At 39.2% G+C, this 22,569-nt stretch carries 20 protein-coding genes and 1 pseudogene; 15 read left to right on the top strand and 6 right to left on the bottom strand.

Annotated elements, in window-relative coordinates; translation table 11 throughout:
• From VB733_RS18760 to VB733_RS18750, 3 genes are all read left to right on the top strand, one after another.
• On the top strand, positions 1-909 hold a 909-nt coding region (locus VB733_RS18760; protein ID WP_323341580.1), incomplete at its 5' end, for an MFS transporter.
• A 73-nt stretch (positions 910-982) separates the two neighbouring features.
• Positions 983-1,402: a XisH family protein gene (locus tag VB733_RS18755; protein ID WP_323341579.1), complete on the top strand. Its 420-nt coding sequence runs from the start codon at positions 983-985 to the stop codon at positions 1,400-1,402.
• Complete coding sequence (locus VB733_RS18750) at positions 1,390-1,725, top strand: XisI protein (protein ID WP_323341578.1); 336 nt, start codon at positions 1,390-1,392, stop codon at positions 1,723-1,725. The genes VB733_RS18755 and VB733_RS18750 overlap by 13 nt, the downstream gene beginning before the upstream one ends.
• 51 nt (positions 1,726-1,776) lie before the next feature.
• On the opposite strand, the gene VB733_RS18745 is transcribed toward VB733_RS18750, so the two are convergent.
• Positions 1,777-3,108 carry a hypothetical protein gene (locus VB733_RS18745; protein WP_323341577.1) on the bottom strand — a complete coding sequence of 444 codons (1,332 nt, stop codon included), beginning with the start codon at positions 3,106-3,108 and terminating at the stop codon, positions 1,777-1,779.
• Positions 3,109-3,224: 116 nt separating this feature from the next.
• On the opposite strand from VB733_RS18745, the gene VB733_RS18740 reads away from it, so the two are divergent.
• Positions 3,225-3,947 carry an AAA family ATPase gene (locus VB733_RS18740; RefSeq protein ID WP_323341576.1) on the top strand — a complete coding sequence of 241 codons (723 nt, stop codon included), beginning with the start codon at positions 3,225-3,227 and terminating at the stop codon, positions 3,945-3,947.
• A gap of 348 nt (positions 3,948-4,295) precedes the next feature.
• Positions 4,296-5,648, top strand: coding sequence for a plasmid replication protein, CyRepA1 family (locus tag VB733_RS18735; protein ID WP_323341583.1), 1,353 nt, complete (start codon positions 4,296-4,298; stop codon positions 5,646-5,648).
• 405 nt (positions 5,649-6,053) lie between these two features.
• On the opposite strand, the gene xisF (VB733_RS18730) is transcribed toward VB733_RS18735, so the two are convergent.
• Positions 6,054-7,412: a fdxN element excision recombinase XisF gene (gene xisF, locus VB733_RS18730; protein WP_323341575.1), complete on the bottom strand. Its 1,359-nt coding sequence runs from the start codon at positions 7,410-7,412 to the stop codon at positions 6,054-6,056.
• Between the two features lie 45 nt (positions 7,413-7,457).
• Here xisF (VB733_RS18730) and VB733_RS18725 point away from each other — a divergent pair.
• The 3 genes and pseudogenes from VB733_RS18725 to VB733_RS18715 form a co-directional block, all read left to right on the top strand.
• Positions 7,458-8,078: pseudogene (locus tag VB733_RS18725) on the top strand (nitrogenase component 1); the annotation flags it as partial.
• Entirely contained in the window at positions 8,069-9,412 is a 1,344-nt protein-coding gene (gene xisF, locus VB733_RS18720) for a fdxN element excision recombinase XisF (RefSeq protein ID WP_323341574.1), read from the top strand. The pseudogene VB733_RS18725 and the gene xisF (VB733_RS18720), both read left to right, overlap by 10 nt.
• A 153-nt stretch (positions 9,413-9,565) precedes the next feature.
• Entirely contained in the window at positions 9,566-10,036 is a 471-nt protein-coding gene (locus VB733_RS18715; protein WP_323341573.1) for an IS630 family transposase, read from the top strand.
• 17 nt (positions 10,037-10,053) lie between these two features.
• Here VB733_RS18715 and VB733_RS18710 read toward each other — a convergent pair whose 3' ends face one another.
• The 3 genes from VB733_RS18710 to VB733_RS18700 form a co-directional block, all read right to left on the bottom strand.
• A complete protein-coding gene (locus VB733_RS18710) occupies positions 10,054-10,425 on the bottom strand; it encodes a condensation domain-containing protein (RefSeq protein ID WP_323341582.1) in 372 nt (123 codons plus the stop codon).
• A 109-nt stretch (positions 10,426-10,534) separates the two neighbouring features.
• Complete coding sequence (locus VB733_RS18705) at positions 10,535-11,404, bottom strand: metal ABC transporter permease (protein ID WP_323341572.1); 870 nt, start codon at positions 11,402-11,404, stop codon at positions 10,535-10,537.
• A gap of 131 nt (positions 11,405-11,535) precedes the next feature.
• Positions 11,536-12,540, bottom strand: a complete 1,005-nt coding sequence (locus tag VB733_RS18700; RefSeq protein ID WP_323341571.1) for a Rieske 2Fe-2S domain-containing protein — start codon at positions 12,538-12,540, stop codon at positions 11,536-11,538.
• Between the two features lie 329 nt (positions 12,541-12,869).
• Between VB733_RS18700 and VB733_RS18695 the strand changes: the two genes are divergently transcribed.
• Complete coding sequence (locus VB733_RS18695) at positions 12,870-13,631, top strand: transposase-like zinc-binding domain-containing protein (protein WP_323341570.1); 762 nt, start codon at positions 12,870-12,872, stop codon at positions 13,629-13,631.
• Between the two features lie 165 nt (positions 13,632-13,796).
• On the opposite strand, the gene VB733_RS18690 is transcribed toward VB733_RS18695, so the two are convergent.
• Positions 13,797-14,798: a DUF3445 domain-containing protein gene (locus tag VB733_RS18690; protein WP_323341569.1), complete on the bottom strand. Its 1,002-nt coding sequence runs from the start codon at positions 14,796-14,798 to the stop codon at positions 13,797-13,799.
• A gap of 173 nt (positions 14,799-14,971) precedes the next feature.
• On the opposite strand from VB733_RS18690, the gene VB733_RS18685 reads away from it, so the two are divergent.
• From VB733_RS18685 to VB733_RS18660, 6 genes are all read left to right on the top strand, one after another.
• On the top strand, positions 14,972-16,201 hold the full coding sequence (locus VB733_RS18685; protein WP_323341568.1) for a DNA double-strand break repair nuclease NurA: 1,230 nt from the start codon (positions 14,972-14,974) through the stop codon (positions 16,199-16,201).
• 133 nt (positions 16,202-16,334) lie between these two features.
• Positions 16,335-16,901 (top strand): tRNA (N6-threonylcarbamoyladenosine(37)-N6)-methyltransferase TrmO, encoded by a 567-nt coding sequence (tsaA, locus tag VB733_RS18680; RefSeq protein ID WP_323341567.1) that lies wholly within the window; start codon positions 16,335-16,337, stop codon positions 16,899-16,901.
• A 94-nt stretch (positions 16,902-16,995) separates the two neighbouring features.
• Entirely contained in the window at positions 16,996-17,793 is a 798-nt protein-coding gene (locus VB733_RS18675) for an FHA domain-containing protein (protein ID WP_323341566.1), read from the top strand.
• Between the two features lie 66 nt (positions 17,794-17,859).
• Positions 17,860-20,127 (top strand): ATP-binding protein, encoded by a 2,268-nt coding sequence (locus tag VB733_RS18670; protein ID WP_323341565.1) that lies wholly within the window; start codon positions 17,860-17,862, stop codon positions 20,125-20,127.
• Between the two features lie 60 nt (positions 20,128-20,187).
• On the top strand, positions 20,188-20,637 hold the full coding sequence (locus tag VB733_RS18665) for a response regulator (protein ID WP_323341564.1): 450 nt from the start codon (positions 20,188-20,190) through the stop codon (positions 20,635-20,637).
• Between the two features lie 217 nt (positions 20,638-20,854).
• Entirely contained in the window at positions 20,855-22,540 is a 1,686-nt protein-coding gene (locus tag VB733_RS18660) for an ATP-binding protein (RefSeq protein ID WP_323341563.1), read from the top strand.
• Positions 22,541-22,569 lie beyond the last annotated feature (29 nt).

Below are 22,569 nucleotides of genomic sequence, written 5' to 3'. Positions count from 1 at the left end.
TTTTACATAATTCTGGTATTAACAGGTATTGCCAAAGCATTCCTCAAACCTGCTAGTGATGCACTGATGTTTCAGTTAATACCTGTAAACGTGTTTACCAATGCCGCAACTTGGAATAGTAGTAGCTTTCAAATTGCCTCGGTGGTGGGACCCGCATTAGGAGGATTTGCGATCGCGCTTTTGGGTGGTGCGACGGGTGTATATGTGCTGGCTGGATTTGCCGGATTGCTGTGTTTGATTTTAATGGCAACTATTTCTGAACCCAAATTCACCCCCTCCAAAGAACCGATTTCCCTGAAAGCACTAGCAGCAGGGGCGGCATTTGTCTGGAAAAACCAACTAATTTTAGCGGCAATTAGTTTAGATATGTTCGCTATATTACTGGGGGGTGCGGTAGCTTTATTACCCATCTTTGCCAAGGATATTTTGCGGGTGGGACCATTTGAATTGGGATGTTTACAAGCTGCACCTTCCATTGGTGCCTTAATTATGGCGGTGAGTTTGGCACATTTACCACCGTTACGTAAAGCTGGCAAAGCCTTGTTATGGTCGGTAATTGGTTTTGGAGTGGTGACAATTATTTTTGGCTTGTCCCGGTGGTATTGGCTGTCATTGCTGATGTTAGCTTTAAGCGGTGCTTTGGATGCCATTAGCGTAGTTATTCGCCATACCCTGGTACAAATTCGCACACCCGACAATTTACGCGGTCGAGTTGCGGCAATTAACAGTGTATTTATTAGCGCATCGAACGAATTGGGGGGTTTTGAATCAGGTTTAGCTGCGGCATTTTTGGGTCCCGTGATTACCGTTGTTGGTGGGGGTATTGGGACAATTGTAGTTGCGATCGCGGCTGGTTATATCTGGCCAGAAATACGAAAATTAGGGACTTTGGAGGAGTATAAAAAATAGGTTTGGTTAGGAATAAGTTATGAAGTGATGTTATGAGCTAATATAAAATTAGGAAATATAATTGCGATCGCGTATGTCTGCTAAAGATATCTTTCATGAAGTTGTCAAAAAAGCTCTACAGAAAGATGGTTGGCAGATAACTCACGACCCGCTTTCAATTAGCGTAGGTGGTATAAATATTTCTATTGATTTTGCAGCAGAAAAGCTGATTGCAGCAGAACGAGAAGGAGAGAAAATTGCCGTCGAAGTCAAAAGTTTTTTGGAGAGGTCGTCTGCAATCTCGGAATTTCATACCGCATTAGGACAGTTTATCAATTATAGGGGTGCATTAAAGCGACGAGAGCCAGAACGTATTTTATATTTAGCAGTACCTTTGACAACTTACAGAACATTTTTTCAACTTGATTTTCCCCAAGCTATGGTTGAGGAGAATCGAGTAAAGATGGTTATTTATGATGTAGAAAATGAGGTGGTTTTTGCATGGAAAAAGTAACCAGATATCGCCAGATTGTACAACAAATATTACAACCCTATGGTGAACAAAAACCTGCTTATGGAAACATTGAAGTTGAAAAGATTTTTGATAAAGAGCATGACCATTACCAAATTGTCCATGTAGGTTGGGAGGGGCAAGAATGGGTACACAGTTGTATCATCCACATTGACATTAAAGACGAAAAAATTTGGCTGCAATGGAATGGAACAGAGGATGATATAGCAGCAAATTTGGTGGCTGCTGGAGTACCCAAAGAGGATATTGTTTTAGGGTTTCAGTCTCCCTTTATGAGGCAGTTTACAGATTATGCTGTGAGCTAGGATATTTTTTAGAACACAATTATTTGACGTATTATGCATGTTTATTTTACATTAAATTGCCAAAACTTGAATAATGATATTTACAACTTCTTCTAATTTGAAAACTTTACCATAGTGTTCGAGAGGAATATCTATGTCAAATTCCTGTTCAATAAAATTTAATAGTTCTACTCCATCCAAAACATCCATATTAAATGAATTTTTTAGGGCATCATATATTTCCATATTGTCATTTGAATAGGAACCACTCCAAATGCCGGAATTACTAGCTTTAATATTGGCATAATCTCCCAAAAATACTGTTGACTCCAGCTTTATATCTTCTAGTGAGATATCGCACAAACCAGAAATATAATATTGCAAACTTGTAAAAATATGATCAGAATCAATTTTTTCTGCTTGAACAGGGTTACGAATTTCTACGACAGCAGGATTAACAATAGTTTCTGGTTGATTAATTCTAGTTGATTCTAGCTGATTTGACTTTTTACCTTTTTCTTCCTTGCTTCTTTTGCTCATACAATTGAAAGCTGTTAGCTCATCGCTATTATCGAATTTTAATTCAGTCATATATTCAATTACTTTAAGTTTAACGTCATCTTCTAACTTCAGTAATTCTTTCTCTAATTTAGTTAATTGAGTATATTTTAGCTCTGCGGCTTTAACTAAGTCATAGTCCTTCTCTGCTTTTTCTATTGCAGCATTTATATTATCAATACTATATTGTAAAGCTGCTATGTTTTTAAGTTCTTTTTCCCATTTTACTGCGATCGCAAGTGCGGCTTTGATTTCATTTTGTTTGTACTTGGCAATATCGAATATGCGATTTACTATAAATTCATTCCGAAATGTAGATGAATTTATTTTACTCTCTACTTTTTGTGCTGTATCTTCAATCCACTCAAAAATATTCAAAGATTGAATATTTTTTTGAACATATTTGAAGCTTAATGTAATCCCGACAGTTGTCATTAAAGAATCATAAAATTCTTGACCGAGTTTTGCTATTATTTTCTCTGGTGTTATGCCAGAGGCACGTAAATAAAGTTGTACGACAGCATAATAAGCTGCTAAACGGGCAGAAGAACGAAGATGAATCTCAAAACTCTGTACAGAAAATTCTATTCCTGGAGTAATATTTTGTAAAGTATTTGTACAAACATAAACTAATGTTTTCATATCTGTACTTAATTTAGAAATCAATCCGCTATGATAAAGTGTAATTGCATCTTGTAGCGTAGGCAAATACTCTTCTTCCCCTAAACGTTTTCCTAAATCATAGCCAATTTCATAAGCCGAGCGTTTAATAAAATTATCTATATTGTTAGTACATAAACTTAATGGTCGAATAGCATTAACTAAATTAATAAGCTGAGAAGCCAACCATAAATTTCTTGAACAACTTCACGGGGATTTAAAGAACGAATAGGTGTTTTGCGACCTAACAAATGCACTTTTAGCTTGCAGTTGACAAAGATAAGGTCAATTTAGGTGTTTTAATGACTGCTTTGTTTTGCGATTTAAGTACGGAGAGGGATGGAAAACCACCAACTCAACCGGAACAAAGGGAACGAAAATTATTAGCGTTGATTCAAAAATGCCGTAAAACCGTAGTGCTATTCGTAGATGAAGCCCACGACCTCCATCACAGCACTTTGGTCAAAGTTAAGCGCTTGATTGAATTGGTACGGCAGAATGGTTGTACTTTATCCGTAGTTCTCATCGGACATCCCAAACTGAAAAATGATTTGCACCGACCATCGTTGGAAGAAATTGGTGCGAGGACAAACGTGTTTAGTTTGGAAGGTATTCGAGGTCATCAGGCGGAGTATATAAAATGGCTATTGGGTGAGTGTATTCACGATGAATGTATACCCGAAGATTTGATTACGGATGAAGCAGTTTCATCTTTAGCAAAACGATTGACGACCCCGTTACAAATCGAACATTACTTACGTTTATGCTTTGAGAAGGCTTATAACACTGCTACCAAGCCTGTTACCGTTGATATACTCGAAGCCGTTTTGGCTATTGGGCTTGATGATTTAGAACCTCGCTTAATTCGGTATGGGTATAATTTTAAGGTGTTAGCTGAGTTATTAAATATACGAGTAAGTGAGGTGAATTCTTTTTTGCACGCCCAATTGCCTCCTGGTCGAACGGAAGATTTGAGAGACCAGATGTTGAAAATTGGAATTCCTTTGTATGGTGATGCAATTTGATTCAATAGACTCGTTCTAATATTCGTCAAAAATGAAGAATACCTCGTTCAGATTTTTTTGTTTTATTTGTGTCCAGTTTATAGCGCTTCCCAACCTAGTGAAGTACATTTTAGCGGCTTATTCTTAGTTAGAAAGGTTTATGCGTACCTCAGTAGCCTAGGAAAGGCTATATATATAAATAAATAGACACATTTGTCCGTTTAAAAAGTTCGTATAACTTGGACACTTTTAGGGCTGTTTTTCTAAAAACACCCGAATATAAGGGTTACAGCTTATTTGCAGTTAATGTGGTTTGGTTGCAAATAATGTGGTTTCATTTGCACTTAATGTGGTTTTGAGACCCCCCTTATTTGCAGAAGACAGTGGTTTCAAAATTGGCTTGTTTGCAGTTTCATCTCCCGATGTTTGCAGTTCGCTACAATTACCCATCGAATTCAACTGGGAGAGGCGTTATGTAAACGGTTTGGAGTGAATTACGTCACGGAAGTTCGTGATTCTGGAACTGGTGATTTGCTCGGTTATGGAGTCTGTATCGACTCTCTACATCATCAAAGTCAAGCTCGATTCAATCCCAATGATTGGCACAATGATACGGTAATTATTGATGAATGTGACCAGGTATTTTGGCATCTCCTCAATTCGGGAACTGAAGTTGCAAAACGTCGCGTTGCCGTATTAAAAAATCTCAAGCTACTGATTCAAAATGTATTGGGTAGTCCGGAAGGAAAGATTTATCTTGCTAGTGCTGATGTGTCGGATTGTGATGTTGATTACGTACTATCTTTGGCTGGAGAGATTCAGGTAAAACCATTCATCATTGTCAACGATTACCAGCCGCAAGCTGGTAAGTGCTACATCTACAAAGGTTCTAATCCCAAGGATTTAGTCGTATCACTGGATAAAGCGATTGCTGCAAGTAAACAAACTCTAACTCCAGGAGACGAGTCCAAGAGTAATGAACAAGACGAATCTCATACTGCATCTTCCCATCTGCTACTTTGTTCTGCTCAGAAGGCAAAATCGAAGTGGGGAACCCAAGCATTGGAAGAAAGGTTTCGTCGCAAATTCCCAGATTTGAAGATTTTGCGAATCGACAGCGAGTCTGTTTCTGACCCCAATCACCCTGCTTATGGTTGCATTGCGAACCTTAATCAAATCCTCACTGAGTATGACTTAGTAATTGCTTCCCCAAGTCTGGAAACCGGAGTATCGATTGATATTCAAGGTCATTTCCAAGCAGTGTGGGGAATATTCCAAGGAGTCCAGTCTGCGAACTCGGTACGGCAGATGTTGGCAAGATTGCGAGAAAATGTCGATCGCCATATTTGGGTGAGAAGTTCTGGAGTTGGAACTGTGGGAAACGCTTCCACATCAATGGGTTCACTGCTCGCGAGTCAACACGCAGCTCCTGGGGTGATGTTTCGTGGTTCCGATGCAGCGTTACTGAAACTTAAGCAGGTAGCTGTTGAGAATCGGTACATTATTAAAAATTACTTGGGGATTTCCGTGTCTGAGGGGATGACTCCGATGGCAATTGTTCACACCCTGTTAGATAAATTGGGGTTGAGTTTGTCCTATGTGGGACGATTGGGAAGTAGGGGGAAGCGGGAACGGGTGTATGAATTTGTCGAACCTAAAGATGGGCGGGATGAGATTTTTGCCAAATGGGTAAATAGTTATGGAGTGGGTATCCAGAGTTAATAAATTAGGACTACCCCTTTCAAGATGGTCAACGAAGATACGTTGCTTTAGCAATTTTGCTCTGATTTATCTGCTTAGATTTTGGGGTTTTCGATCGCAACATCATTATATTTCTTTGATGCTCCTTTCTTGCTCGCTTTTTCTTATTTCAGTCATTCCTCAATCATTTTCTCGCTGAACCAAAACATTGATTGCCCAGGTTGTTATGGCTCTATGCATCAAATGATTTGCACATAGCGCTATTTAAAAAAACGAACGGAAGAACATCCGTCCATCACTAACAGAAAAATTTTCAACCACTAAATAAACTAAGTTAGATCGCCACAGATAAGTTATGTCACGAATTGAAGGGTTAAAACTACTTCGCAAGCTCGCGATCGCCTACTATGATCGCACCCATTTGGATCAAAATAGCCAATCGATGGCAGTGATGGATGAGTTGGAATCGACCGAAACGTTTGATACCAAGGATTTAAGTACAGAAGCCAACTCATCATCGGATAGCGACCCCCAGAATGTTGCTTGACGGTAGGAGTTGAGTAGCTTGTGTGAATCTCCGTCAATCCTCGGCGGATACTTTTGCCTGTTTTCTTCCGCCAGAATTTGATTTTTAACGTCCTGGATGGCTGCCAATATGGCTGGATTGTTTCCTAACCCCTCAAGCCCAGATAGCTGGTTACGCAGTTCAATTAACATATCGGATTCTGATTTTTCTTCCTCAATGTGGCTAGTCTCTACGAGCAATTGCCCTGCGCGGGCTATCAAAGCATCAATAACTTGTTTTTTGATACTTTCTAGTCGATGGTTTGTCCCATTCAAGCATTCCAACTTGTTGCGAAAGTGCTTGTTACATCGAGTGTAATGAGTCTCCCGCCCCTCTTCGCGCTTAAATTTGTAAATGGTACGGTGCATCCCACCCCCACATTCCGCACAACGTAGCTGACTTTTAAGTGGGTACGCTTTATCTCTGGGGTGTCGTTTTCGTCCTCCTTGCTTGGCTAGTCTTTTAATTTCGGCAATCTCTGATTCGGTCGCGATCGCTTCGTGGGTGTCTCGATAAATGATGGGTGCCCTGGGATTTTTGGGATTGCGGCGATGCTCCATATCGGTAAAATACCGGGTATGCCCAACAATTCCCGGATTATCGATCCAATGGCGAATACCACTAGAGGAGAATTTAACCCCATATTTTGATAACAAATATTCGGAGACGTGGTTATAGCTGCATCCATCTAGTAATAACTTAATTGTTTCCCGACAAAACTGGCGTTTGCTATCATCGACAACGAGCTTGCCATCAACTAATAAATATCCGAAAGGCGCTTTTTGTAGATTGCGCTGCTCTCGAAAATAGTTCATCCCATGACGGGTACGCTCGCTCAACAATCTGCTTTCAAATTCAGCAAGTGCCCCCATCTGTTGGATGGAGTACCAGCCAAACGATGAAGAAGCATCAACTGGGGCATCGAGAACGCGAAGCTTAACATTATGCTCGTTCATCAGTTCGATCGTTCTAGCGATGGTTATTAGGCTCCTCGCCAGCCTGTCGATCCGGGTTATTATTACCTCCCGTACTGTCCCACGCTTAACTAATCTCACTAACTCATTAAATTGCCTTCTCGCATCACTACGCCCCGACTCAATGTCGATCAATACTTCTTCTGCCCCAGCATCTCTTAATCTCTTAACCTGCTGGTTTAATGCATCGTACTCAATCGCCTGCTCGCTTGTGGAAACCCGTGCATAACCATACACTTTTACCATGATAACCCAGCCACACAACCGTTGATTATAGCACGTAGTGATGCGTCCCAATGGTCTGGTGATGGTACAATCAACGAATTGATCCAAGGACCCGCAGCTAAGTTAGTTTTGATCCACTGCTACCGTTCCATGAACTACATCTGTCGTAGTTTGGAAGAATCATACGGATTACCTTGGATGGAATTTAACTTCTTCGGACCTCACAAAATTGCAGCTTCGTTGCGTGAAATTGCTGCTAAATTCGATGACAAAATCAAAGCTAACGCTGAGAAAGTTATCGCTAAATACCAACCAACAATGGATGCGGTGCTGAAGAAATACCGTCCCCGTTTGGAAGGTAACACCGTTATGCTTTATGTCGGTGGTTTGCGTCCTCGTCACGTTGTGCCTGCGTTTGAAGACTTGGGTATCAAGGTTGTTGGTACTGGTTACGAGTTTGCACACAATGACGATTACAAACGTACTACTGACTACATTGATAATGCGACCATCATTTATGATGATGTTACCGCTTATGAATTTGAAGAATTTGTCAAAGCTAAGAAACCTGACTTAATCGCTTCAGGGATTAAAGAAAAGTACGTCTTCCAAAAGATGGATTATAAATATAATGTGGTAACATTAATTCCATCCATGAAATATCTCGAAAAACCTCTATGCGTATAGGTTATGCTCGTGTCTCTACTCGTCATCAAGCAGATACAGAAGCCCTCGATCAGCAAATTAATAGATTAGAAAAAGCTGGTGCTGAAAAAATCCTATACGATATCGAGTCTGGAAGAAAAGATACGCGGAAGAATTTTAACCAATTAATAAACCTTGCCAAAAATGGAGTAGCAACCGAGATAATTGTTACGCGCTTAGATCGACTTGGAAGAAATGTTATTAGTATCCACAGGACAATAGAAACACTGCAAAAAGTAGGAGTAAAACTAACAATTCTAGATTCCCCGCTAGGGAATACGAATTCTGCTTTTGGGTGGCTAACGATTAATAATATTGCAGGGTTAGCAGAATTTGAAAGTCGATTGCTGTCTGAAAGAGTTTCCTTTGGAACTGAGTATTTTCGTTCCAATCTCAAATACTTTGGTAAGCCACCATTTGGGTATACTAAAGATGAAAATTCAAAATGTACTCCGCACCCTACCAATTGGGCGATCGCAAAAGAAATAATTCACAGGCTTTATGAAAATTCCTTCACATCTCTTTCTCGGTGGTTAGTGGAGAAACATAGTATTAAAATGTATCCTACTAGTATTCTCAAGTGGTTGCATAATCCCGCACTTCGGGGACATACATTTTACAAATTAAAGACAGGAGAAACAGAAAAGCATTACGGGACACATGAAGCTTTAATTACTCAACAGCAATACGAAGAATTATCAAAACTTACATCCTTTTTACATAAAAAAGACCCTGCCAAATTTAAAACACATTTTTTAGCTGGGTTATTCCGTTGTGGGATATGTGGCGCTGGTATGTCTAAAACTGGTGGGGGTTCAAAAGAAAGTAATAATTCTTTAAGATTCCAGTGTATAAAATATAAAAAATTTGGAAAATCTGTTTGTAATAATAGTAAGCAAATTTCGGCATCAATTGTAAAAAAAATAACTATTGGGGAATTAATTAAATTTGCTGAAAGTATCTTGGATGCAGTTAATAGTTCAACAATAGCGAAGCAAATAGAAACTTCTGAAGAATTACTTGCCTTAAAACATCAGTTAGCAACATTACAAACTCTTCCAAAAAATAATTTGATTAATTCTACGATTGCAGAAACAGAGTATCAAATAAAAATTCACGAACAACACAAGAGCGTTCGTGAGTCTAAAAGTGAAGAAGATATTTATATAATTGAGGCTTTAAATCAAGCGGACTTTTTTGAAGAATTATCCGATTCAGAACTGAGAGCAATTTGCTTAAGGTTTATAGAATCAGTGAAATATAATGGAGGTAAAGAATTAGTTTTTGCATTCCATTCCAGACTTCTTTTACCGTAAGCAATTGCTTTTTTGCGAATTGACCACCAAACATTTTTATCGTTATCGTTGTCCATAAAATTTATATTATTTTTTTTGTGAGAATTTTCTGTTACTGGCGATCATTATTAGGATTTCTCAAGAATGCGATACTCCTCCTGTCGGAGCCACTTCGTGAACGCAGTTTATGTCGATGAATCCGGATTCTTATTAAGTTCTTATGTTCCTTATGCGTGGCAAGAGAAAGGAGACCAAATTACTGTCAAATCGGAAAAAAGTCCACGTTTAAATGTTGTAGTTTTTTTGAATAGAAAAAATGATTTAGAAACTTATTTATTTGGATGTAATATTAATAGCGACATTCTTATCGCTTGTATTGATAATTTCTGTGATAAACAAACAGAGCCAACTGTATTAGTTATAGATAATGCATCGATTCATACAAGTAATCAGATTCTCAATAAGCAAAAAGAATGGTTATCAAAAAACTTAACTATTTTCTTTTTGCCTAAGTATTCTCCAGAATTAAATATTATTGAGATTTTATGGCGTTTTATTAAATATTGTTGGCTAGGAATAGATGCATATTTTTCTTGGGAAAACTTAGTTAGTTCGGTTGAATATATACTAGTGAATTTTGGATAAGAATATGTAATTAATTTTCAATAACCACTTACAATGTCATCTTGCTGACTGTAGCGATGTAGTAGAACTTTAAAGGCTGTCAGGAAAACCATAAACAGGGTGACACCTTCTTGTTGAGCGATCGCCTTGAGACCTGTACTTAGAGACTCCGACAGCAAAAAGGATTTTGTCGCACCTTGATAGGTAAGAATGGTTGGACGAGGATAATCTGTAGGTAAATCGATTAAGGGCGCATTTTCTAGCCGCTTTTGCCAGTAAGACAGTTGAGTTTTCAGTAATTCTGCTGTTACATATTGTCGCTGCCAAACTGCAAAGTCTGCATACTGAATGGGAAGTTCTGGTAAAGGTGAAAGCTGGTGATTGAAAAAGGCTGTGTAGAGTGTGGCTATTTCTTGGACTAATGAAATAGCCCTGGCTCACAAGGTGCTGATATCTTCAATCTTTCAGCTTAAACCTTGTGAGTTTTCTTACAATAGCCCCCACTTTTAAAACATCCTCTTATAGAGGTTTGATTGTTAATTTGATCCAACTAAACACAAGCAGAAAGGTAATAAATTGAACAATGACAATACTTGGACCGGAGGCTAGTTTAAACAATACTGAGGCTGTAATACCTGCTATGCTTGTGGTTGAGCCAATTATAATTGACATGATTAAGAAATGACTAAAGTAATGTGTCATGACTTTGGCAGTTGATGCAGGGATAACAAGGAAGGCATTTACGAGTAATATGCCAACTGCTTTAATTGCGATCGCCACTGCAAGTGAAAGCAAAACAATGAAACTGTAGCGATATAATTGCACGGGAATGCCTTGGACTTTGGCAACGGCAGGATTTAGGGTGAGCAAAATTTGCGATCGCAGGGTAGATAATAAGAAGATGCCGCTCCCTAGGAGTAAAAGTAGGGTTAGTGTCAAGTCTGTAGTATCGATTGCCAGAATATCACCGAAGAGGACACTCATGAGATTACCGCGATAGCCTTGAATTAAACTGCTCAAGATTAAACCTATTGCTAAGGCTCCTGATAAGGCAATGCTGAGAATGCTATCGCTTGCTAAATCTGTTTTGTCTACAAAATAGATAACTACTAAGCCAAATACTAGGGTAAAGGGCAGTAACATCCAGGTGGGATTGATTTGTAAGAGTACGCCCAATGCGATGCCAACTAAAGCTGCATGCCCGACTGCGTGACTGAAAAAGGATAAATGACGCAGGGTAACGAAACTACCTAACAGCCCTCCGAGTATCCCCATCAAGATTGCTCCTGCTACTGCACGTTGCATAAATGGAAGTTGGAGTAAATCAATTAAGTTGTCGAGTGCTGTCAATAGCAGGTAATTTGTTTGGCAAGTTTCTAATAGCTGCATGGGGAAATTACTTACAGATTTTTTATCGTTTGTTTTGGTTAGTTTTAAAGTATGGCTTATACTGTGTTTCTACGTCAGAGTATACATGAGATGTGTCCAAATACTAGTGGCACAATTAAGTGTCCTGAAAATTACTGTTCTAATTGATATTTAGATAAATTTGGTTCAATAACTTGAGGATAATTATTAAAGTTACGCCGTACCCAATCCATTCCCACTTCATTATTTAACTTGATTTTCTGAGGAGTATTGGCATAAATCTTGCTTAAAATATGAGAGTCTTGTTCAATGACAACTTTAGCTAAGTCCAGAAATTTGTATTTTAGTAAGTTAAATATTGGATGTTTTGCTAATCCAAATAGCAGGCAGTAAGTACGTGATTTTGTTGGTGACTCTGGGATAAATAAATGAATTTGCTTAAATAAACCTGCACCCGTTTCACCATGAAGAATAACAAGTGATGGAAAATAGTTTTCTAAATGAGCATTCAGCACTTTGGGGAATAGAAATAAACCGGGATTATTGATTTTATCCTTGAAATCAGTTAGAGCTACAGGCATACTAAAATAAGCATGGGAATGATGTCCGTTATCTATGAATTGATGGAAATTAACTGCTTGAATTTTAAATAGGGATCGATGTGTACCATTTTGATGGTTATAATCATGCATATTCAAAAGTAACGACATCAAATCACATTCAATACTTGTATCTGCTGTGTAACCAATAAATTCATATCCAGCGGCAATTTCATTCAAAATATTTGGTATGGGCTGTTTTGGCTCTTTACATCCATAACTCCATATAAAATCATCTTGAATCATTAAATCAAGTTTGTCTAGTTGTGGTAAGCTTTTCTTTTGAGAACTAGGTAAAATTGTACAGCCTTCGCTGTCAAATTCTAGTGCATGAAATGGACAAACGACAACACTAGATTTATCTGCTTTCTCCTCACACCAACCTTCGGAAAGCATTGCACCCATGTGAGGACAGGCATTTTTTAAAGCGCTAATATTACCTTTTATATCTTTCCATAATACATAATCTTGACTGTAAAGTGATGCTTTAAAAGGTTTATTTACTGTTAACATTGATGTGTGTGCTAATAACCAAGGGGCACCTTCTAACATCGACATTTAATTTCCTCCTGATTTTCAAAATTATGAAATTGAGCCGGAAACTGGGCGACTTTCTATTGAGAAAATCGCAGCATCATTTTCAGATGTGTTGTGCAAGATTTAAAATTAGAACCTGTGACGATAAATCAGGGCTAGTAATTGCTTTACTACCCTACGGGAATATTAACGGGGAATGTTAGCAACAACGAAATTTGCTGTTTGCAGGTAAGTCCTGGAAATATGATTAATAATTCGTCTCTATCTAAAATATGAGTTAATCCTCATGTTTGTCAAGAACTTATATGTAATATAAGAAATACTTATTAAATGTCAAAATCTCAAATCCCATGAACCCAGCATCCGAAAACCCAAAAATGCGTCGTCAACCCAAGCAAAAACGAAGTCAAGAAAGAGTCGATCGCATTTTAAAGGCAGCTGTGAAAGTATTTGATGAGGTGGGATTTGAAGGTGCGACAATGAATGCGATCGCACATTGTGCGGATACAGCGATTGGTTCTGTATATCAGTTTTTTCCCGATAAATTGGCGATTTTTCAAGCTTTAGAATTGCGTCATCTGGAACGAGTTGGCGCAGCTTGGGCAAAAATTAGCAATCTCAACATCATCGAACTACCATTCGAGGAATTTATCAAAACAATGGTAGCAATTTACAAAGAAGTATTTGACGAACCCACGTCAAGGTTACTATTTATTCAATATTTTACTTCCAAGGCGATATTTCAACGCATCGACGATAGTTTGACGCAACAGGGAATAGATTTCCAAGCAAATTTACTCAAAGCCAGAAACCCGGCACTCACTCAACAACAATGTAATTTGATTGCGGAGGTTTGTGTACAAGCGGCAAATGCCCTGATTGTGGTTGCTTTACGCAGTTCAGAAGCCCATCGAGAAGAAATATTTGAGCAAATCGAACAATTATTGATTGCTTACCTGCGTCCTTATGATGGGGAGAAAAGTAATGATAAGGTAATGATGAGTTGTCCGCAATGTGATTCTCGAAACTTATCGAAAAATGGATTTAGGCATGAAAAACAACGATATATCTGCAAGGATTGCGGGAGGCAGTTTTTGGTAAGGGTGAAATGATATCATGTCCGGTTGAATACTTATGATTAAGACTGATACGGAGACTTAGAGACACAGAGACTTATTTTATGTGTTGCCAGATTTTGCAGAAACGATATAGCATCGCATTTCCATATTTATCATTGAGTGGGAAGCAAAGAAAAATTCATTCATGAGAAAAAATTATCAGGACTTGATATCATCTCCATCTTGTAACCATCGCAAAATATCATCTCGACTTGTCAGCAAACCTTTATAAATCAAGGAGTTTTGAGTCATTGACTGAATTGCCGAAATAAGTTTGTGTCGCCTTGCTATATCTTGTTTGATTTTGGCAACATCTTGAAAATAGGTGCGAATTGTAAAAATAGCTGCATCACATTCGGGTAAACCCCAAATTACTTGACGTTCAATTCTCAGATACAACTGGGGGTTATGAATATCAAATTTTCGACTTTGAGATGCTGGAATTTGGAGATTTGGAGATGTTTCTGGGTGGTGGTTAAGGTGAGTATCGGTACTTAATCCCCAAGCAAATCGCACCATTGGTTCACGGGTAATCATGGTGTTGACAATTGCTTTTCCCCGTTGGTTAATTTTCTCCATTCCGGCGACGGATTCATGAATTCTTGCAAAATCTTTACCTATTTTATCTGCTGCTGACCAATGATTGGGAAAACACAAATGAATTGCACTTACCCAGTTAAAATCATTAGTGGTGCAACAAATAACTGTAATATCTTCCTGTACTTGTGCGGCTAATGCGTCGAGTGTGGAAATATAAGCTGGGGAAACTGATTTTGCTGACATCTCGACTTGTTGAAGTTGGTAATTGGCATCGAAATATAGCTTTTCTTGAGTTAATTTGCAATTTAAAGCAAAATTACTATTGGTGAAATTCTCAAGTTGATTTTCCAGTTGAAAGTATTCGGGGTGTTCGAGGGTGAGACGAGAGATAATGAGACGAGCAACAGCCGTAGCAAGAGGAGGGGAATAGTTATGAGTTTGATAATATTTGCTTAATTTTTCGGCTCGCGATCGCATCTTTACGCTACGATAATCAGGAAATTGATCATCGAATTGAAATACTTGTCTATCAGCGATACCATTGCCAAAGTCAGAACCAAAGCGAACCATTCCTGGTTTGACTTCATATATTCCATTTTCTAAAGGAAAGTATTTAGTCATGACTCAATACTCCTGGATGACAGAGAAACAGGGGAAATTTATAGATAATAATTCTTTATCCTCTTTGAGAACATTTAATGGGAGCAGCTAAAGCTACGTAATAATGAGTTAGTAATTTAGTATATTCTCAGATTAAACAACTAGAGCAATGAAAACTTATAACTGAAAATATTATGCTTGATTTAACAAAGCTCACAAGGCAAATTCAAGGATTAAGTCAACATTTAACACAAGAAGCGATCGCCAGTCAAAAGCGGTTAGAATTGGCTCAGAAACATCTCCAAGATGCATTTATCCGCCAAGATGAAATAGTAGAGAAACAAGATAAATGGCGCGATCGCATTCTCTTTGCTAATGCTACACCACTTGAACCTTTAAATACTCGTATTGATATTCCGGTGCCTCCAAAAGTGCATACTGTTATCGCTACGGATGGTTCGCAAATCGCACCTAACCACCACGAAATTGCCTATTGTTATCTGATTAATATTGGGAGAATTGTATTACATTATGGACAAAATAAACACCCTCTTCTTGATAGCTTGCCAGAGGTATTTTACCGTCCTGAAGACTTGTATGCATCACGGAAGTGGGGTATTCGCACCGAAGAATGGATGAGTTTCCTGCGTACTGCTAGTGAAGCAACTGTTTTAGCGGAGTTATCCTGTCAAGTAGTTCGGGAGCAGGGGGAAAGGGGAAAAGAAGCTGTAGAAAATACAGAAAATAAGATTCCGCAAATCCCGACTTTAGCAATGGTGGATGGTTCATTAATTTACTGGTTCCTGGAACAACTTCCCCTGGAAGCCAGAGAAACAATCCTACCTCCGATTTTGGAAGCTTGGGGACAAATGAAAGCTGCAAAAGTACCTTTGATGGGATATCTAAGTGCTTCCCGGAATGTGGAAGCGACAAATTTTTTACGTCTGGCAGCATGTACGCATCCTGTCCCCGATTGTGTTAGTTTTTGCCCTAATCAACTCGATAAAGTCCCTTGTAAAGTATTTGACCCGCTCCGCGATAGTGCCCTCTGGGCTACTCAACTTCAGCCAGGACAGCGTGGTCCTCTCTGGCAGAGTAATGCCAAGATTCTTGATTTGTATCAAGACCAGCAAATCTACTTTTGTTATCTCCATGTAGGTACGGAAATTGCCCGAATCGAAATACCTAAATGGGTGACAGAAGATACAAAATTATTTAATCAAGCTTTAGGATTGACTTTGGCACAGGTACAAAAAGGATACGGCTATCCTGTGGCAATTGCGGAAGCCCATAATCAGGCGGTGGTGAGGGGTGGCGATAAAACTCGTTTTTTCTCACTTTTGGAAAGGCAAATGATTAAGGCTGGTTTGAAAAATGTGGGAACTTCCTATAAGGAAGCAAGGAAGCGGGGAAGTATTGCTTGATGGGGAATGGGTATAGTTTTAGGTTTGCCTGAATAATTGAAGATAAAATCGACACGGAGATGGGGAGATGGGGAGACGCGGAGAAAATTAATGATAATTGATTAGCCGGACGTAAAAAATACCAAAAAGTAAGATGCCGAAATTTCCCCCAAAAAACTATATTGAAGCTGTTAACTTTCCCCAGGAAATTACTTTAAACCCGATTGGTGTGGTGCATTCACCTTACAAAGAAAGACATGGAACACCGCGACAATCCCAACTGCAATCCATACCCAAAGATTATCAACCTGTACTAGCTCAAATAGAACTGTTCCCCCATATCATACCTGCGATCGCACTCAAGGATATGGAAAGTTTTGAACGTATCTGGATAATTTCCTGGTTACACCTGAATAAGCACTGGAATCCCACTGTTATTCTCCCACGGGGACCGCGTGTGCGTCGAGGAACTTTAGCAACTCGTGCCCCCCATCGTCCTAATCCTATCGGACTTAGTGCGCCGAAGTTAATTAAAGTTGAGGGTTTGGTTTTGCATGTGGAGGGAATTGATTTACTCGATCAAACTCCTATTCTAGATATTAAACCTTATGTGAGCTATTGCGATGCTTTTCCTGATGCCCGGTGTGGTTATGTGAGTGAGATGGAGAAGGCTAGGGAACATGAGGTTGATGTGTTTGGCAAGGGGACATTACGAGAATAAAACGGGGGCGAGAGTTTTGGAGAAATGATTTAGGATTGCTATATATGTATTTTTTAGGTTTTTGGGATTTACGAGTTACAAGTAAAAGAAATCTATGCAAGAAAATATAGAAACAACAAACAATATTGATTTGGGTTTAGAATTATTGCATGTGCAATCGAATACTTCCTTTGATGTACCTGCCAATCAACCAGTAATTCGGATTGGGAAGCCAAATGAATTAATCATCCCGGATATCAATGTTTCTTTGTTCCCTGGAACTGATATTGTTTCTCGCCAACACGCAGAAATCCAAGCTGATGGCAGCAATTATTACTTAGTTGATTTGGGTAGTGTGAATGGTACTTTTCTCAATGATGTCTTATTGGAACCCAAACAACGCTATTTATTGTCATTAGGCGATCGCATTTCTCTGGGTAAAGACAATCAGGTGACTTTAGTCTTTCAGTATAAACAAAATTCACCGCCAAAGCAAATAATGAAAACGAGTCAAACTGTGCTGCAACCGCAAGTTGCCCCAAAAGCCCCATTCAGAGCAGTTGATAAAACAAGTAAAATTGTCGGTTTGGCTTTGATGGTTGCTTCGACAATTATTGTGGCGGCAAATACACATGTTGGCATCTTTGTGCGTATTCCTGGTGTCTTGCTCTGTATCGCAGGTGCTGTCTTCTTATTTCAACGTCGCTTTAATCGTAATTGGGGCTGGGTTTTAATTGCCTTGGGGGCGGCATTAATCTTATTTACGGGGAATGTATTTGCTTCCATCAATTTATTCGCCATTCTGGCATCAGCAGCTTTGTTTGTCGCTGGTTATCAACTCATGACAACAGGGAAAGCCTTTAATTATAATTTGCAAGATTTGCGATCGCTTCCAAAATTGTTCAAGAAATAGGGGAAGATAAAGAAGAGATGGAAAGTTAGTACCTAAAATTCAGCAACATTAACTGAGCTTGCAATTATGAGCCAGCCTGAAACCTACAACCAAATTCATATACCTGGCTCAATTCAACCTCACGGTGTCTTGTTAGCATTAAGTGAGTCGTTGGTGATTTTACAGGTAAGCGATAATGTCGAACATTTTTTGGGTAAAAAACCTCAAGCAATACTCAATCAACATTTAGATATTTTATTTGACGCAGAGCAAATTACTGCAATTCTAGAAATTGCCACTACGACAAATATTTCTACCTCACTCAAACTCAAGCTGACTCAATCCACAAAACATTCACCAGCAAAACATTTTGATGCCATCATTCATCGTAGTGGAACTAGCATCATTCTTGAACTCGAACCGATTCACTCCCATCAGGAAATGAGTTTTTTGAGCTTTCATGGCTTGGTGAATGATGTCATAGTGCAAATACAACAAACCTCAGACATCCCCACATTTTTCGATCTTGTCGCCAAAAAAGTTAAAAATATTACCAAATTTGACCGGGTAATGGTCTACAAATTCGACTTAGATGGTTCTGGCTCAGTAATAGCCGAAGCCAAGAATGATAATTTATCACCATATCTAGGACTGCATTACCCAGCAACCGACATCCCCGAAACTTCTAAAAATCTCTACACACGCTGTTTACTTCGCTTTATTCCCAACTTCAAAGTTGAATTTAGTCATCTTGTTCCCAGTGAAAATCCCCAAACCCATCAACCCCTGAATTTAAGTAACTCGATACTGCGGAGCTTTGATTCTTGCTGCATTGAGTTTCATCAAAATATGGGTGTCGCCTCACTTCTAGTTATCTCCCTAATTCACGAACAAAAACTATGGGGATTAATTTCCTGCCACAATCGCACTCCCACACATCTTCCTTACGAAATCAGAACAGCTTGTAAATTCTTGGGAGAAATTGTCTCTCTAGAATTGGCAAAGAAAATGGCTCAAGCTGAACTTGGTTACAAAAATAAACTCAAATCTCTGCAATCACAATTTATTACTTCTATCTCCAATACTGACAACTTTGTGGATGCATTGATTCATCCTGCACCTCGGTTGCTCGATGTTGTGAGTGCTTCCGGTTGTGCGGTTTGTTTGGGTGATGACATTACTTTAGTGGGCAATACTCCCACAGTCCCAGAGATTAGCAAATTAATAGACTGGGCTGGTACTCATATTAGTGAAGATTTATGGGCTACTAATTCCTTGCCGAAATTATTCCCTGATTATGCAGCCCAAAAGGACACCGCCAGTGGTTTATTGCTGTTGCGAATTTCTCGCGTCTTACGTTACTACATTCTCTGGTTTCGCCCCGAAGCTTTACAAACAGTGGATTGGGCTGGTAATCCTGGCGATTCCATACAAACCAGTGATGACGGCAGTGTCACACTTTCACCGCGTCATTCCTTCGAGTTATGGCAAGAAATCGTTCGCTTTACTGCTATACCTTGGCAACAGTGTGAGTTGGATAGTGCCTCCGATTTACGTAACGCCATTGTCGGGATTGTGATTCACAAAGCTGACGAACTTGCGAAAATTAATCTCGAACTTGAACGCAGTAACCACGAACTTGATTCCTTTGCCTATGCTGCTTCCCACGATTTGAAGGAACCGTTGCGGGGTATCCATAACTATTCAACAATTTTAATTGAAGACTATGCCCATCTCCTGGATGCTGAGGGAATCAGCTGCTTGCATACGTTAGTCAGCTTGACTCAGCGCATGGATTCGCTGATTGATGTTTTGCTGCGGCTATCTCAGTTAGGGCAAGCAGAATTGCGATCGCAACCAACCGATTTAAATATTGTAGTCGATGCGGTGTGTGAAATGTTCCGTGCTAGCCGCAAACTTGAATCTTTCGATATTCTTATTCCTCGCGCCTTACCAACGATTGTATGTGACACAGTTCTCATGAATGAGGTGTTTAGTAACTTAATTGGTAATGCTCTTAAGTATAACGATCGCACTGACAAATGGATAGAAGTCGGTTTTTTTGCCTCTCCTGAGGAAATTCCAGAAAATCTTCATAATTCTCCAAATCATCGCCAACATGGGAAATTCCCAATCTTCTACATCCGCGACAACGGTATTGGGATTAAACCTCGCCACCAAGAAATTATCTTCCGCCTCTTCAAACGCTTACATTCACAAGCAGAATACGGTGGAGGCACAGGTGCAGGGCTGGCAATTGCCAAAAAAATTATTGAGCGCCATGGCGGTACAATTTGGGTAGATTCAACCTATGGCGAAGGTTCGACCTTTTTATTTACACTTAATATAAGTTAACGAAACTGACTAAACTCACTTTTTTAAATCAATTCTAAAAACTCAGTTCAAATCTCACCCATGATAAAACAAGTTTGCGAACCAGTGCTTGTTGTTGAAGATAGCAACGAGGATTTTAAAATGCTGCAACGTTTAATGCAAAGGATGTCAGTTCAAAACCCAGTTTATCGCTGTTGCAATGGAGATGAAGCTTTAGAATATCTCAAACATGAGGGTATTTATGACAATCCTCAAACAGCACCAAGACCATCAGTGATACTCCTTGATTTAAATTTACCAGGTTTAGACGGACGTGATGTCCTGGAACAACTCAAACAAGATAGTAATTTTCGCGAAATTCCCGTAGTTGTGTTTACAACATCTTCAAACCCGAAAGATATTCAATTGTGCTACCAAAAAGGTGCAAATGGCTATTTAATCAAACCCATGAATTCCGAAGAACTCCAGGATATTGTTCGTGCTTTTGTTGACTACTGGTTAGAGACAAACGTATCACCAAATGGGCAGTAGGATAAAGGGGAACATGGTGAAGAAATATTAATATTATCTTTCCCTGTTTCCCTTGTCTTGCTTCTTGCCAATTTCCCATGCCCAATTTCCGTTATAATTTGGGTAAAGATTTTTAATAATTTATTTAGATTGTGTTGATAATTTGTTTAGATTTGGATTTAGAACTATGCAATATGTAAACACCTAAATAGGTGAGATTCATATCTCCCGACTTGCCATGCTGAATTCTCGCACGCTGCTTATCGTTGATGATTGCGCGGAAGATAGAAAAATCTATCGTCGATACTTGTTGAAGGATACTCACTTTTCTTATGAGATAGTGGATGCAGATTCGGCGGAAACTGGGCTGTCTTTGTGGCAACAGATGCAATTTGATGCGATATTGCTTGATTTTTGCTTGCCGGATATGAGTGGTTTTGAGTTTCTAGAAAGGTTAGAAAATCAAAAGATAAACAATTACTTTGATACTCATAGTTCTGTGATTATGCTGACGGGACAAGGGAATGAAAAAGTTGCCGTACAAGCTATGAAAAAAGGCATTCAAGACTATTTAGTCAAGCAGAATTTAAAAGCAGATGTATTACAGTTAGCAGTGCGTAATGCCATTAAACAATCTTGTTTGCAAACCCAATTAAGTAAGAAAAATAGACAGCAGCGATTAATTGCCACAACCGCATTGCGGATTCGGGAATCCTTAGATTTAGAACAGATTTTGCATACAGCAGTGGCAGAAGTTCAGCAATTACTTAAATGCGATCGCGTAGTATTATATCAGTTTGCCTTGGGTACAGCAGGTGAAAAAATAGTGCAATCATTAGCAAGTAATCGCCAGCCCCTAGAATGCACATCAATCTTCAATAGTTACGAAATTGCCGCCGTGGGAGCAAGTAACCATTGGCAATGCCAGGGAGAAATTTGCAATATCTATGCAGCTAGTGTACATCAACCGGATCATCCCCATGAAGTATTTGAGCAATTATTGAATCGGCAAGCAAACCTGATTGTACCCATTAATCTCAGTCAAGAGTTAAATCATGAGGCGAGAATTTGGGGTTTATTGGTAGCTCATCAATGCCAGCAAGAAAGTCAAACAGCTAAGATATGGCAACCCGACGAAGTCGAAATGCTCAACGAAGTGGCAGTACAGCTAGCAATTGCGATTCAACAAGCAGAGTTACTTGCCCAAACCCAAGCATCACTAAACAAAGAAAAGCAACTGAATGGATTTAAATCACAATTTATTGCTACAGTCTCCCACGAATACCGCACACCCCTAGCTTCAATTTTGGCTGCCGCCTCCACTCTCAAACAGCATGGCGATAAATTAGATGATTGTAAACAGCAAAGGTTTCTAGAAATGATTGAAGACAAAGCCAGACATTTATCAAAACTCATTGATGAGGTGTTACAAGTCAATCAAATCGAACTGGAAAAAACCAAATTCAAGCCAATTCCCCTCGACTTGCTACAATTTTTTTCCGAATTGATGGAACAACAACGCTTAACAGTCGGAGAAAAACACGAATTAACCTTTAAAATCAACGGTAACTGTCAAGGCTTTTGGGGAGACAGGGGATTACTACGACAAATTTTCATCAATCTCATCTCCAATGCCATCAAATATTCCCCGGATGGTGGCGATATTGAGTTTCACCTGATTGGCAAAGACACTGAAATTATCTTCTCCATCCAAGATAATGGTATTGGTATCCCCAGCCAAGAGCAAAAAAACCTCTTTCAATCCTTTAGCCGTGCCAGCAATGTTGACACAATTCCCGGTACTGGTTTAGGATTAGCGATCGCAAAGTCTTGTGTTGACTTACATGGTGGTAATATAGCCCTCGACAGCCGCATTGGGCAAGGGACAAAAGTCACTGTCACTTTACCAAAGAGACAGAATTAGGGATAGGGAGGAGAAAAAAGTCATCAGAA

The sequence above is a fragment of the Calothrix sp. UHCC 0171 genome, from assembly GCF_034931845.1.
Taxonomy (GTDB): Bacteria; Cyanobacteriota; Cyanobacteriia; order Cyanobacteriales; family Nostocaceae; genus Brunnivagina.
The sequence above is the reverse complement of the archived record's forward strand: the minus strand, read 5'-3'. Positions and strand labels throughout refer to the sequence as shown.